15 protein-coding genes are annotated in these 13,422 nt (G+C 53.9%); 11 read left to right on the top strand and 4 right to left on the bottom strand.

Features of this window, described 5'->3' with window-relative positions:
* Positions 1–36 precede the first annotated feature (36 nt).
* From apaG to HCH_RS27415, 5 genes are all read left to right on the top strand, one after another.
* Positions 37–420: a Co2+/Mg2+ efflux protein ApaG gene (apaG, locus tag HCH_RS27435; RefSeq protein WP_011399808.1), complete on the top strand. Its 384-nt coding sequence runs from the start codon at positions 37–39 to the stop codon at positions 418–420.
* Positions 421–481: 61 nt separating this feature from the next.
* On the top strand, positions 482–1,285 hold the full coding sequence (locus HCH_RS27430) for a symmetrical bis(5'-nucleosyl)-tetraphosphatase (protein WP_011399807.1): 804 nt from the start codon (positions 482–484) through the stop codon (positions 1,283–1,285).
* Entirely contained in the window at positions 1,278–1,691 is a 414-nt protein-coding gene (locus HCH_RS27425; RefSeq protein WP_011399806.1) for a DUF423 domain-containing protein, read from the top strand. Before HCH_RS27430 ends, HCH_RS27425 begins: the two co-directional genes overlap by 8 nt.
* A 74-nt stretch (positions 1,692–1,765) precedes the next feature.
* Positions 1,766–2,353, top strand: coding sequence for a nucleoid occlusion factor SlmA (gene slmA, locus HCH_RS27420; RefSeq protein WP_011399804.1), 588 nt, complete (start codon positions 1,766–1,768; stop codon positions 2,351–2,353).
* Positions 2,354–2,535: 182 nt separating this feature from the next.
* Positions 2,536–3,372 carry a substrate-binding periplasmic protein gene (locus tag HCH_RS27415; protein ID WP_148212671.1) on the top strand — a complete coding sequence of 279 codons (837 nt, stop codon included), beginning with the start codon at positions 2,536–2,538 and terminating at the stop codon, positions 3,370–3,372.
* A gap of 10 nt (positions 3,373–3,382) precedes the next feature.
* Here HCH_RS27415 and HCH_RS27410 read toward each other — a convergent pair whose 3' ends face one another.
* Both HCH_RS27410 and HCH_RS27405 read right to left on the bottom strand, forming a co-directional pair.
* A complete protein-coding gene (locus HCH_RS27410) occupies positions 3,383–4,192 on the bottom strand; it encodes an inositol monophosphatase family protein (RefSeq protein ID WP_011399802.1) in 810 nt (269 codons plus the stop codon).
* 69 nt (positions 4,193–4,261) lie between these two features.
* The gene (locus tag HCH_RS27405) at positions 4,262–5,107 is read right to left on the bottom strand and encodes a prephenate dehydratase (RefSeq protein ID WP_011399801.1); all 846 of its coding nucleotides are present in this window, start codon (positions 5,105–5,107) and stop codon (positions 4,262–4,264) included.
* 415 nt (positions 5,108–5,522) lie between these two features.
* Here HCH_RS27405 and HCH_RS27400 point away from each other — a divergent pair, with 415 nt between their 5' ends.
* The 4 genes from HCH_RS27400 (at position 5,523) to HCH_RS27385 (ending at position 9,449) form a co-directional block, all read left to right on the top strand.
* Positions 5,523–6,257: a hypothetical protein gene (locus HCH_RS27400; RefSeq protein WP_011399799.1), complete on the top strand. Its 735-nt coding sequence runs from the start codon at positions 5,523–5,525 to the stop codon at positions 6,255–6,257.
* 27 nt (positions 6,258–6,284) lie between these two features.
* A complete protein-coding gene (locus tag HCH_RS27395) occupies positions 6,285–7,037 on the top strand; it encodes a molecular chaperone DnaJ (RefSeq protein ID WP_011399798.1) in 753 nt (250 codons plus the stop codon).
* 40 nt (positions 7,038–7,077) lie between these two features.
* A complete protein-coding gene (locus HCH_RS27390) occupies positions 7,078–7,737 on the top strand; it encodes a YceH family protein (protein ID WP_011399797.1) in 660 nt (219 codons plus the stop codon).
* A 587-nt stretch (positions 7,738–8,324) separates the two neighbouring features.
* The gene (locus tag HCH_RS27385) at positions 8,325–9,449 is read left to right on the top strand and encodes a 3-deoxy-7-phosphoheptulonate synthase (RefSeq protein ID WP_011399794.1); all 1,125 of its coding nucleotides are present in this window, start codon (positions 8,325–8,327) and stop codon (positions 9,447–9,449) included.
* Positions 9,450–9,571: 122 nt separating this feature from the next.
* Here the strand turns inward: HCH_RS27385 and HCH_RS27380 are convergent, their stop codons facing one another.
* A complete protein-coding gene (locus tag HCH_RS27380) occupies positions 9,572–10,207 on the bottom strand; it encodes a LysE family translocator (protein WP_011399793.1) in 636 nt (211 codons plus the stop codon).
* A gap of 100 nt (positions 10,208–10,307) precedes the next feature.
* The gene (locus tag HCH_RS27375; RefSeq protein WP_011399792.1) at positions 10,308–10,940 is read right to left on the bottom strand and encodes a trimeric intracellular cation channel family protein; all 633 of its coding nucleotides are present in this window, start codon (positions 10,938–10,940) and stop codon (positions 10,308–10,310) included.
* Between the two features lie 178 nt (positions 10,941–11,118).
* On the opposite strand from HCH_RS27375, the gene HCH_RS27370 reads away from it, so the two are divergent.
* Complete coding sequence (locus tag HCH_RS27370; protein ID WP_011399791.1) at positions 11,119–11,847, top strand: response regulator; 729 nt, start codon at positions 11,119–11,121, stop codon at positions 11,845–11,847.
* Positions 11,837–13,318 carry an ATP-binding protein gene (locus tag HCH_RS27365; protein WP_011399790.1) on the top strand — a complete coding sequence of 494 codons (1,482 nt, stop codon included), beginning with the start codon at positions 11,837–11,839 and terminating at the stop codon, positions 13,316–13,318. The genes HCH_RS27370 and HCH_RS27365 overlap by 11 nt, the downstream gene beginning before the upstream one ends.
* Positions 13,319–13,422 lie beyond the last annotated feature (104 nt).

Here is a 13,422-nt window from a genome sequence, read left to right as displayed (position 1 = left end):
CAGCGTGTAATCCGCTGAGCATAAGGGACCTGGCAGATGAGTGAGACGTCTTTGTACGATATTCGGGTAAGTGTGCGCACGCAGTTCATTGCGTCACAATCGGACCCGGACAATAACCGCTTCGTGTTCGCCTATCACATCACCATCCTGAATGAGGGCGCGCGTGCGGCGCAGCTGTTACGGCGGCGCTGGCTGATCATTGACGGCGACAACAAGGAGCAGGAAGTCACCGGCGATGGCGTGGTGGGACAACAGCCGGTCATTCAACCAGGCGCAAGCTATGAATATTCCAGCGGCTGTGTGCTGGATACGGAAGTTGGCGCGATGGAAGGACATTACGAGATGCTGGCTGACGATGGCCATCTGTTCAACGCGGAGATTCCCCGCTTTATACTCGCTGCGCCCCGCGTCCTGCATTAGGCGCTCTTGCGCCGTTCGAAGGACATCCTTAAATGTAACGACATAGATGTGACTCCTGGTTATGGCGACCTATGCAATCGGAGACATACAGGGTTGTTTTGAGCCCTTACAACGCTTACTGGACAAGTTGGGGTTCGACCCCGCAGTAGACTCGCTCTGGTTTGCGGGTGACTTAATTAACCGGGGACCGCAGTCCCTGGAATGCCTTCGCTTCATCAAAAGTCTGGGCGACAGAGCGATCAGTGTGCTCGGCAATCATGATTTGCACGCTTTAGCGGTGTATTACGGCGGCGAGAAAATCAAACGTAAGGACACCTTCCAGAGCATTTTGCAGGCGCCGGATTGCGAGGAACTGATGCAATGGCTGCTGCGCCATCCACTCGCTTACTATGACGCAGACCGCAATATCTTTATGAGCCATGCCGGCTTGCCGCCGCAATGGAGCGTCGCCCAGGCGTTAACGTTGGCGATGGAGTTGCAGCAGGCGTTGCGTGGCCCTGACGCCAAGACCTACTTTCAAAGTATGTACGGGAATGAACCGGCCCGCTGGCGTGAAGACCTGACAGGGCTGGAGCGTTTGCGTTGCATTACCAACTATTTCACGCGCATGCGTTTCCTGGACGCAGAAGGCGGTCTTGAGTTCAAGCACAAGGAAAAGATTGAAACTGCGCCGCCGGGATTTGCCCCCTGGTTCAGCTACCCAAGGCAAGACGATACGACGATCCTGTTTGGCCATTGGGCGGCTCTGCAAGGACATACAGGGCAAGCCCGCTTTGTGGCGCTGGACACAGGGTGTGTGTGGGGAGGAACCCTGCGCGCCGTCAATCTGGACACCATGGAAATGACAGAGGTGGCGCATGCGTGAGGAAGATAAACATGGCGGCTCGGGCATATTGGCGGCCGGCCTGATTCTCATGGGGTTGTCGGTGGCCATGGGAGCCGTCGGCGCGCACTTGGTGGCGCATTATCGCCCCGAGGCGATGAGCAGTTTTGAAACCGCTGTACGCTACCACTCGCTTCATGCTTTGGGACTTATCATTCTGGCGCTGACGCGGGGATTTTGGTCGCGTAAGGCTTATGGTATTGTGGCGGCCTTTTTCGCTGCGGGGCTTGTTTTGTTCTGTGGCGGATTGTACGCCAAGACTTTGTTGCAATTCAGTTTTCCCAATGGATTCATACCCACCGGAGGCATGGCTTTCATCCTGGGGTGGTTGATTTGGGGGGCTGAAGCGATGCGCCTGAAATGGGGCGGGCGTAAGCGGGCGTTATAAGGGAATCAACGCACCGCACTATCTAGATCCGTAGTTTGGTTGTGTTGTATTTAACCAAGGAGAACCTGGGAAAAATGAGTAAAGATCGGAACAATCGTAAAGAACAAATTCTGCAGTGTCTTGCGCAAATGCTGCAGGACGAGCCGGGGGAGCGTATTACCACGGCCAAGCTGGCGAAGACCGTTGGCGTCTCGGAAGCCGCTTTGTATCGGCACTTCCCAAGCAAAGGGAGGATGTTCGAAGGGTTGTTTGAGTTTATTGAAGAAAGCATTTTTTCCCGCATCAAGCTGATCCGCTCTGAGGAGATCAGCACCGCCCAGAAAATCAATAAATCCGTTCTGTTGTGTCTGACCTTCGCCCAGCGAAACCCCGGCATGTGCCGCCTGTTGCTCGGTGATGCGTTGCAGGGCGAAAAAGATAAGTTGCGCGCTCGCGCGGCCTCTTTTTTCGAACGTTTGGAAACAGAGTTTCGCAGTATGCTGCGGGACGGAGATGTGCTGCATGGCCAGCGCACCCAGTTGACTCAGTTAGACAGCGCGCAACTCTTTCTAAGCCTTATCGAAGGGAATATGCACCGTTTTATCCGCTCTGGCTTCCGCATCGACCCGTTGCAGGGGTGGGATGAGCACTGGGGTTTTATCTCCCAACACCTGTTTGTTTGAAAGCAGCTATTCTTTTAACTATGTTAAAGTGAGTCCAGAGCGCTCCTATTGTTCGTTTGTAGTACAAACGGGTTATGGATTACTTTGGGCTGGACTGAGACTATTGTACAAGAATGTAATGGGCTGCGTGGTACACTCTCCCGCCATAAGTACAACCAAATACAGGTTTTTGGAAATCGCCAGTGACGGGTTTTTATCGATTGCACGCTGCATTATGCAGCGTGTTTGCTTTGTGGTTGGGATTCGCCGTACCAGCTTTGGGAGCGGAAACGCCTGCTGAGGAAGGCAAAACGGTCCGCATCGCCACCGGAGAATGGCTGCCTTACGTGAGTGAGGCGCAGCCGCACTGGGGCGCGTTGGGACACATCATCACTACCGCCTTTAACCGCGCGGGTTATCAGGTGAAGTTTCAGAATTTTCCCTGGGCGAGGGGATATCAACTGGTCAAAGATGGCGTTTGGGACGCCACCATGCCTTATTATTGCTCTTCGGATCGCGAACAGGAATTCTATTGCAGCAACCCCCTGGTCAGCGGCGAGCAGGTATTCTTTCACCTGAAGGAAGTGCCAGTTCAGTGGGAGAAGCTGTCTGATTTGAAAGGGTATTCTATCGGCGCCACGCTGGGGTACTACTACGGAGAAACTTTTGAAAAGGCGGAGTCCAGCGGCGAGCTGATGGTGAAACGCATCGCCAGTGACGAGAAAAACATGCAATTGCTGATGATGGGACGTATCAAGCTGTTTCCTCAGGATAAAGAAGTCGGCTACAGCACCGTTCGTCACATGTATCCCCATCAAAAAGAGCTGCTGACCCATCACCCTAAGCCAATTCACTCCAAAACCCTGCATCTCATTTTTCCTCGCGATAATCCATCCAGCCCAGAACTATTGCGAGTCTTCAATGAGCAGTTGAGTCTGTTAAAGCGACAGGGCGTCTGGGAGCGGTATATGCGGGGCATGCGCGACGGGGCTTACGAGAAGCCCGCTACGGCGACGCCGCCAGCGGGCAAAGAACATTGAAATAAGCGGGCTACAGGGTTTTCAGCAGGATGTCGGCCAAGGGCTGGTATAGCGCCGGGCTGGCGATCAGCAAATCCTTACTATACAGCTCCGCTGGCATGTCGTCCGGCGCCGCCGTCAAGTTACCACAGCGTGCTCCCGCTTCCTGGGCGATCAGGCGCGCCGCCGCACAATCCCAGGGACTGACGGTTTCATAGTAGGCGTCCAGTCTTCCCATCGCGACCCAGCAAATATCCAGCGCCGCTGATCCGATGCGACGGATATCCTGGCATTCCATCATCACCGCCTGCAGGCGCTGAATCAGCTCTGGCAGTCTGCTTTTATCATAGGGAAAGCCGGTGGCGACCAGCGCCTGCCGCAGGTTGGTTTCGCCGCTGATCTGGATGGGCTTGTGGTTGCGTAGCGAATATTGGCCGCGCATGGCGTGAAAGGTTTCTTTCTGAAATGGACAGTGCACGACGCCTATTTTAGCTTCGCCATCTTCGAAGTAAGCGATAGACACCGCCACCTGATAATGACCATGGGCGAAATTGACGGTGCCGTCGATGGGATCGATGACCCACAATGGACCGTTGAGGTCGCCGACTTTGCTTATGTCGGACATATTCTCTTCTGACAGGATGGCGTGGTCCGGATAGTTGGCGCGAATGCGCTTATGAATCAGCTCATCGACTTTCAGGTCAACGGACGTGACCAGCTCCTGGTGGTTTTTGAAGCTCGTCTCGTATTGCGCATTGCGTTGTTCTTTCTCCATTAGTTCACCGGCTTGCAACCCCAGGTCTACAGCAAACGTTGAAATGTCATGAAGGGAATGTGTCATTTGTTCTATCAACCTCGGTCAGTGATACAGAAGGTCCGATCCGCCAGAGAGTCGATCGGACCTGTAGCTTCAGTCGTGAAAGCTGCGGCTGGCGCGCGTTGGATGCGCTCGATAAGTGCCCAACATGCGAATGTCCTCGGCGAAGAACGTCAGCTCTTCCAGGGCAAGCTTCATATTCGGCGAGTCGATATGACCCTCAATGTCCACGTGGAATTGACTGGCGTTCAAGGTGCCGCCCGGCATATAACTTTCCAGTTTCACCAGGTTTACGCCATTGGTGGCGAACCCACCCAGCGCCTTGTACAAAGCGGCGGGTATATTGCGCACCCGGAACAGCAGGGAGGTGATATATTTCACTCCCGGCTCCAGCGGCGGCAATTTGCTTTCATGGGAAAGGATGATGAAACGGGTGGTGTTGCCGGTTTTGTCCTGAAAATTCTCTTTCAGAACCTCCAGTCCATACAGCTCCGCCGCCAGACTGGACGCGATAGCGGCTTTGGTTTTATCGCCGCTTTGGCTGACTTCCAGGGCTGCGCCGGCGGTGTCCAGGGTGGCGACGGGGTCCAGGCCCAGTTCACGAATGTGGTCGGCGCATTGCGCCAACGCCTGCGGGTGTGAGCCGACGACGCGCAGGTCCTCCAAACGAGCGCCGGGAAGCGCCATAAGGCAGTGATTCACCGCTTCAAAGTGCTCTTCCTGAATATGCAGGCTCATTTGCGGAATCAAGCGGTAAATCTCCTCCACTCGGCCGGCGGTGGAATTCTCCAGAGGAATCATCGCCAGATCAGCTTTGCCTTGCTCCACCTCTTCCATCGCGGCGCGAAACGAGCTGCACGCTCTGGCTTCACGATCGGGAAAAACATGCTTGCACGCCAGATGGGAGTAAGCGCCCTCATGACCTTGATAGACAATCACCTTGAACCTCGTAACTATTAATCAGGCAGACAAACAGCTTCCTTCTATTTGTCTGCAACGACAGGGCCTGCACATGTCAGGCCCTGTCTCCCGCGGCTAGCCGCCGCGCAGGCGCATCCATGCGCCTGATATTAACATTCCAATATCATTGCCATATCAGTATGAGCCGGACGAAAAGCAGGACGCCGCGTGCCTGAACTGACTCTGGCGTCAGGCTTTAAGCGTCGCCGGGAGCGTTGACGTTTGGAAAAAGAAAAGCATGTACTCTAAGGACTTCCCGCCCAGTTTTCTAATAGTTTGTGGGGGGAGTAGTCCGCGATAACATTAATTTTGCCGTTGGCGTCGTCGCTTAAGCGCTTAACCTACAATATTTTTTAGTATATTTAACAGAGAATCGGTTTGCGGAGGCAATGATATGAATAAAACGCCAGCGAGACCGAATGCGCCGCCGGCTAGCAAACAAGCTATCCAGCACTTTTTACAAAAGGTCAAAACAACGCCTTTGGCGTCCTCTTCCGGTGGCGGCCGCCTTATATTCGCCGTTGACGCCACGATGAGCCGTCAGCGGCTTTGGGATCAGGCGAGCCAACTGCAGGCGGAGATGTTTCTGAGCGCAGGCGATGTGAAAGGGCTGCAGGTACAGTTTGTTTATTATCGCGGCTTTCGGGAATTTAACTGCTCGGACTGGGTGACTGACGCAAATGCCTTGGTGCGGGCGATGGCCTCCGTATATTGTATGGCGGGCCAAACACAGATAGGTCGGGTGCTGACGCACGCTAAGTCAGAATCCTTGAAACATAAAGTTCAGGCGCTGGTATTCGTCGGCGATGCGCTGGAAGAAGACGCCTCTGCTTTATTGAGACAGGCAGGGGAGCTTGGCATTATCGGCGCGCCGGTCTTTATGTTCCAGGAAGGTTATGATGCGGGCGTGGAGGCTGTATACAAAGACATCGCAAGACTCTCCGGCGGCGCGTGGTGTCAATTTGACGAAGGCAGCGCCGAACAGCTAAAGGAACTGCTCGGGGCGGTTGCTGAGTATGCGCGCGGCGGTCTGCCTGCGCTGGAGGCATACAGTCGTCGAGGCGGCCCTCGTTTGCTGGAGTTAAGACGACAACTTCCCGGGCCGAAGATAAATACCAAAACGCCCTGACATGGCGGCGACAATAAGGAAAGAGAAGTGCAACTGATATTGGGGTTCTTGCTGGCGTTAATTTTTTTCTGGTTGCTGCAGCATGTATTTCAGGCTCCACCGGAAAAAAGAAAGAAAAATCTGACCTATCTCGCCTTGGGCGTTGGCGGCGCTGTTGTCCTGTTGCTGGTGGTGACCGGCAGGCTCAATATCATCGCAGCCTTGTTCGCCGCGTTTCTGCTGCTGTTTAAACGACTCCCTGCTCTTCTGCAGTGGCTGCCGCTACTGCGCAAACTGTTCAATGCAGGCCGTGAGGCCGCCATCGGAGGGGGAGGACAATCCAGTATTGAAACCAGTTTATTGAGAATGACCTTGGATCATCGCAGCGGCAAGATGGATGGCGAGGTGCTGGCGGGAGGTTATTCCGGGCAAAATCTACAGGCGATGGATGTCGCCAGCCTGGCTAGCCTTTATCGATCTGCAGTGAGGGACTATCAAGACTCTATTGAGCTATTGGAAACCTATTTTGAGCGCGAGTATGGCGTGCACTGGCGCACCCAATTCTCTGTGGACGATGTGGATAACGTAGCGGCGCATGACGAGGCCATGACGCTGGCTGACGCCAAAGATGTGCTTGGCCTGACGGATCGGGACTTGAATGAAGACGAGGTCGTGGAGGCGCATCGCCGTCTGATGCAAAAGTTTCATCCCGATCGCGGCGGCAGTAATTATCTGGCGGCGAAAATCAACGAAGCCAAACGCATTCTACTGGACCATCTACGCAGCCAGGGATACCAATAATATGAAATCAGTAGTCGGTAACGGGTAAGGAGTGGGGAAAATGAAAAAAGATCTGACGCTTTATGAAACCCGTGTAGTCGGGGTGTTGCTGGAGAAAGAAATCACGACGCCGGATCAATATCCGTTGTCATTGAATGCGTTGGTGAACGCCTGTAACCAGAAAAGCAATCGCCATCCGGTACTGGAGCTGGATGAGGCGACTGTCCGTCAAACCCTGGAAGCGCTGCAACGTAAGGATCTGGTTAAAGGCAGTAGTTATGGAAGCAGGGTGGAGAAGTATCACCATCGCTTTTGCAACACGGAGTTTGGCGAACTAAAGCTGGATGCGCAGCAAGTGGCCGTTGTATGCGAGCTACTGCTACGGGGTCCGCAAACGCCGGGAGAGCTGCGCTCACGCGCGAGCAGAATGGCTGAGTTCTCTGATGTCCAGGCGACGGAGTCGACGCTGAAGCGGCTGCTCGAACACAAGCTGGGACCATTGGTCGTAATGCTGCCGCGCGAGCCGGGCAAGAGAGAGTCGCGCTATATGCATATGTTCAGCAGCGACATAGAACCAGTCGAGACGGCGGCCCCTTCTGACTCCGGCAGCATCTCCGCCTACAAGGCGAAAATAACGGATTTGGAGGTGCGCTTGGAGGCGCTGCAGGAAGAAAACGACGCATTGAAGAAAAAGTTGAGACAGCTGGGACAGGTGGTGTAAGGCATAGAAAATGAAGCATGCCTGAGGCAGCCGAATTTTTTTCCCGTTTGCAGTTGCTTTTTGTTAAAACCGCAGGTTAGTATCTAATCCATGAATACGCACAACACTCTCAACATTTTCAAATCTTTCTCCAGCAATGCAGCGATTGCTGGCGTTCGTGCGTATTTTAGCGGTTGGCATTTTTGGTTTTATTTTTATAACCATCGTTAACGAGCCCCCGCATACATAGGTTTACAGGAAGGCGCGTTTAACGAAACTGCCTTCCGGAAGAACTCTCAAAGAAGCTCCGAAGGCAAATGTCTCCGGGGCTTTTTTTATACCCTCGCGAGACCGGAAGCTGCGAATCAACAAGGTGTCGTTGGCAGTTGAATTGAAGCAAACAGGTAATCAACAGGGTAAGGTCATGATGGGTAATCAGTCGTATACTAATGAGGACAGGGAACCGGCGCCGGCGCTTCAACATAGTGATGTGTGCGGTCGCTTTCTGCCTAGATGGTGGTGTCAGTCTCGATTTAGTTATTGATTTTAAACTGAATCACTAACTTACGAATCGAATGCAGACACAGAGTAATATCGGGAGAGAACCAATGAACCAGGCAGCGACAGTCAAAGAATCCGGCGTAAAGTCGATGGGAATCAAGGCAAGAGCAGTTATCGACGAGACATTGAAACATATGGAGCCACCAATACAGCCGATGGGCGATATCCTGCCCTCCGCCAATCAACTTCGGCACCGCTACCCCGTTAACGCGTATCTGGCTACTCAGCTGGAGAATGCGCGCACAGCCATCAACAATATTGTGCACGGCGATGATCCGCGTTTGTTGGTCGTTGTCGGCCCTTGCTCCGTACACGACACCGATGGCGTGTTGGAGTACGGTCGTCGCTTGGCGGAACTGAAGCCGCAATTGGATGACCGCATGCAAATCGTTATGCGCGCATACGTAGAAAAGCCCCGTACTACCGTTGGCTGGAAAGGTTTGGTGTACGACCCTCTATTAGATGGCTCTCACCACATGGCCTACGGTTTGGACAAGGCCAGAAGGCTGATGGTCGAGTTGGCTCATCTTGGCCTGCCCCTGGCGACGGAAGCGTTGAGTCCTATAGTCTCGGACTACCTGCAGGACTTGGTGTCCTGGACGGCGATTGGCGCTCGCACCACAGAGAGTCAATTGCACAGAGAGATGGCCAGCGGCCTGACCTCCGCAGTCGGATTCAAGAACGGGACGGACGGCGGAGTGGAAGTGGCGATACAAGCCATGCAGTCCAGCCGCTCCCCTCACTGTTACCCCACCTTGTCCACCTGCGGACGTCCCCAAATGCGCAAAACCCTCGGCAACCCTCACGTTCACTTAGTGCTACGCGGTGGTAGAGGCAACCCCAATTACGATGAAGGCAGCGTTAGAGAATACAGCGAAGCGCTGGAAAAACACGGCCTGCCAGTGCGCCTGATGGTCGACTGCAGCCACGATAACAGCCGAAAGGACTTCCGCAATCAATCCAAAGTGCTGAATGAAGTGGTGCGTCAGCTTAAAACAGGCAGCTCCACGATCATGGGCGTCATGCTGGAAAGTTATCTGCAGGAAGGCAATCAGAAGGTGCATCCAGACAGACCGTTGCAATACGGCGTTTCGATTACTGATGGATGCATAGGCTGGGGGGAAACGGAGCGTTTGTTGTCCGATTTGTACGAACAGCTGCCTGCGAAGTAATAGCCGGAAAATTCTGTGTTCGATTCGGCTCTCAATGCGAGAGCTGAAACGAGAGGGGCGAGATATCCCGCTCGCCTCTCACATTCCTTCACTGCGGCCCCTGTATTGTTTAGCCGAACTTCTTAATCTCGTGTCGCCGCGAACAGCCGGGCGGCCAAGCCGAATAACACTACTCCCATTACCCGCTCGATCCAATGTGAGAAACGTTGGAAAACGCGGCGTACGCGCTCTCCCGAGAGGAAAAAGCTGAATCCGCAGAACCACAGAGTGGTCGCTATGAACATCCAGCCGCCGTAGACGCCTTGTATCCATTTGGGCGTTTCAGGGCTGATCAGGACCGAGAACAGGGCGACAAAGAACAGAGTGGCTTTGGGGTTAAGCACATTGGTCAGAAAGCCCAGACGAAACGCCTGCCAGGCGGTCTCTTTAGGCAACGTTTGTTGCAGAGGCTCGTCAGAAAGAGGCTGGGGTTTGGCGCGCAGGCACTGAAATCCTACCCAGATTAGATAGGCGGCCCCGATCCACTTTAATACGTTGAATGCGACGACGGACTGCGATATCAGTAGTCCAATACCTAATAATGAATAGGTGATGTGCAGAAGTATGCCTGCTCCAATGCCTGTACTGGTCCACAACGCGGGCTTCAGTCCGCGGCACAGACTCTGGCGCATTACCACGGCGAAATCCGGTCCGGGGCTGGCGACGGCGAGAAGGTGGGCGAGGGCGACTGTAAGAAACTCGGTCCAGTACTCATGCATGGGCATACTCCTTGGATAGTTAATGCGCTGGCGGTCAGAAAGGCATAATCGTACGCTGAAGCGGCGGATTCAAGCCTTTCTCACAGCTAAAGCGGCCCATCTAGTCCGGCTTGGGACTTTCCTTTCCATCTTCAGAAAAGAGAAATGCGGGCAAACTGATATTGAAGTACACCCCTGCAAGACGGGACGCCAGAGTGACCGCCATGCCTGACAAGGCGGCGACGTCTGTATCAATATTGAAATAACTCAGTGTCAGATATAGAAAAGATCCGGCGATCGCCGGGGTCGCGTAAATCTCGCGATGAAAAATCAGTGGGATCTCATTGCATATAATATCCCGTAGGACGCCGCCGGCGACCCCGGTCATGATGCCCATCAGCAAACAAATCTCAAAGCTGTGGCCCAGCGCCTGCGCTTTTTGCGTACCGGCGATAGTAAAAAAGGCCAGACCTATGGCGTCGCAGACTTCCAACATGTGCAAGGGGGTGCGTTTGAGCCGGACCAGCACGAAAGTGGCGAGGGCGGAGATAATGCCCACGCCCAGATAGGTGGTGTTGGCTATCCACACGACGGGGTGAGCGTTCAACACCAGATCGCGCAGGGTGCCGCCGCCGAGACAGGTTACCAGGGCGACCACAAGCACGCCGAAAACGTCCAGTTTCTTATGTCCGGCGACAAGCGCGCCGGAGATGGCGAATACAGCAATACCAAAGAAATCCAGAAACACGTACATGGAAGCTCCGCAAAGGGCTGGTTTGACGAAAAGTGCGCGAATTATACAGATTATGGCCAAAAAGTGAGTAATGACTGTCCGCAACCGAAGCATGCGACAGAAGTACAATCACAACTGGGACGGAGATAATTTTGTGTTATGATCGCGCACAGTTTACGAGGTTAAGTTTTAAGCAGCGATGACCCACAAAAACAAGCATATAGTCGTTGTGGACGACGATTTGGAAATTCGGCAATTGCTGAGCCAGTATCTTTCCAAAAATGGTTTTGACGTATCTCCGGCTGAGGATGGCGAAACGCTGTTCAAACTGCTGGAGGGTGTGACGCCGGATCTGATTATTCTGGACATCATGCTGCCTGGCGACGATGGTTTCACTATCTGCCAGCGTCTGCGCAAGTCGTCCACTGTTCCCATCATTATGTTGACCGCGAATGCGGATGACACGGATCGTATCGTCGGTCTGGAAATGGGGGCTGACGATTATATCGCCAAACCCTTCAATCCTCGCGAGTTACTGGCGCGGATGAAGGCGATTCTGCGCCGGGTGCAGCCCAAACAGAGCGCGCCTTCCGGGCAACCTAAGATCTATCGTTTCGGCAATCTGGTTCTGGACACCACGTCCCGCATGCTGGTGCAGCCTAACGGCGATAAGAGCGCCATTAGCGGCGCCGACTACACTTTATTGTGTCTGTTTCTGGAAAAGGGCAATGAAGTGTTAAGCCGGGATGAAATATCCGACGTGTTGCACGGGCGCGAATGTTCTCCGCTGGACCGTAGCATCGACGTACATATGAGTCGATTACGCCAGCGTTTGGGCGACGACGCCAAGAATCCCACCTTGATCAAAACCGTGCGCGGCTCCGGCTATGTCTTAGCGGTTCCGGTTGAGCGCGAATATGGGGATTAAGCGAGGCGCCCGTCGGGGGCTGACGCGTCTGGTCCCAAGGTCTTTATTATCGCGCATGGTGATTGTCCTGGTTATCGCCGTACTGGCGGCGCAAGCCCTGTCCAGCCTGATCTGGGTGGCGCAGATTAAAACCCGTAATCAGGAAAACGTGCTGAGCATGTCCAATCACCTGGCGTTCAGTATCGCCTCTACTGTTCGCTTCTTTAAATCCTTACCGGTGGAATACCGTCATATCGTACTGGATCAGTTGCGGCGCATGGGCGGCTCGCGCTTTTTCGTCACCTTTAACAGCGAACTCATCAATATCAGTCCGACGCCGGATACTGACTTGAAGCGCTGGGTGCTGGAGGAGGTGGACTCCGTGCTGCAGCGGGAGCTGGGCCGTCAGGTGGAGATCATTTCCGAGTTTTCTTTCGCTGAGTCGCTGCGTGTTTTTAACAACGACATCCGGCTGCTGGATCTACCGCCGGGATGGGGACATCACAGTCTGCTGTTGCACCCCCAGAAAACGCCGATCTTAGTGGTGCAGATAGGTTTGGAAAAAGATGAATGGTTGTATCTGGCGACATTGCTGCCTACCCCGGATGGTCTTATCGAAGGCGACTATCTTCCTGCTGAGCGCCTATGGTTCATGGGCATCACGGTGATTCTGGTGGTGTTGTCGCTGTTTGTGGTGGTGCGTTGGCTGACCCGTCCGTTGAAATTGCTGTCGCGGGCTGCGGATGAGTTGGGCAAGGACATCGAGCGTCCCCCGCTGCCGGAAGAGGGCAGTACAGAAGTGGTAGCGGCGGCGCGCACCTTCAACTCCATGCAGGAGCGCATTCAACGTTATATTCAGGATCGGGAAACGCTGTTTTCCGCTATCTCCCACGATCTGAAAACGCCGATCACCCGTCTGCGTTTGCGCGCGGAAATGCTGGATGACGACGCCCAACGGGGCAAATTCATACAGGATCTGGAAGACCTGGATCACATGGTGCACGGCGCATTGCAGTGCGTCAAAGACACTACGGTGCATGAGAACCCCGTTAATATTGATCTCCACTATTTACTACAGCAAATCTGTGAAGGCGCTGATCTGCAGCGCAAGAAAGTAACGTTGTCCGGCTTGCTGGAGCAGCCGTTCTGGGGCAAGCCGCTGGCGCTCAAGCGAGCCTTCAGCAACATCATTGATAATGCGCTGTTTTATGGGCATCAGGCGGAAGTGTTTCTGGAAGATGTGCAGGAAGGCGTACATGTCGCAGTGCGGGATTTCGGTCCGGGTGTGCCTGAAATGGAGCAGGATCGCATCTTCGAACCTTACGTAAGGTTAGAAAAGTCCCGCAATCGTAACACCGGCGGATCAGGTCTTGGTCTGAGCATCGCCCGCAATATTATCCATGCCCATGGCGGCAGGTTGAAGGTCAGAAACCATGAGCAGGGCGGCTTTGTCGTGGAAGTCTGGCTGCCAAGGCAGTATCAGGAAGTCTGAGTCTGGCCCGTTGCCTGCCAAGCACTGCTTAATTGTGGCTGTTGGGAAGCTGCAAGGTTTTTAAGGTTTTGTTACATTAGGTTGCTCTATCTTACCCCGCTCCA

Origin of the sequence: Hahella chejuensis KCTC 2396, from assembly GCF_000012985.1 — a bacterium.
GTDB classification, from domain to species: domain Bacteria; phylum Pseudomonadota; class Gammaproteobacteria; order Pseudomonadales; family Oleiphilaceae; genus Hahella; species Hahella chejuensis.
This window is presented reverse-complemented; position numbering and strand designations above follow the sequence as displayed.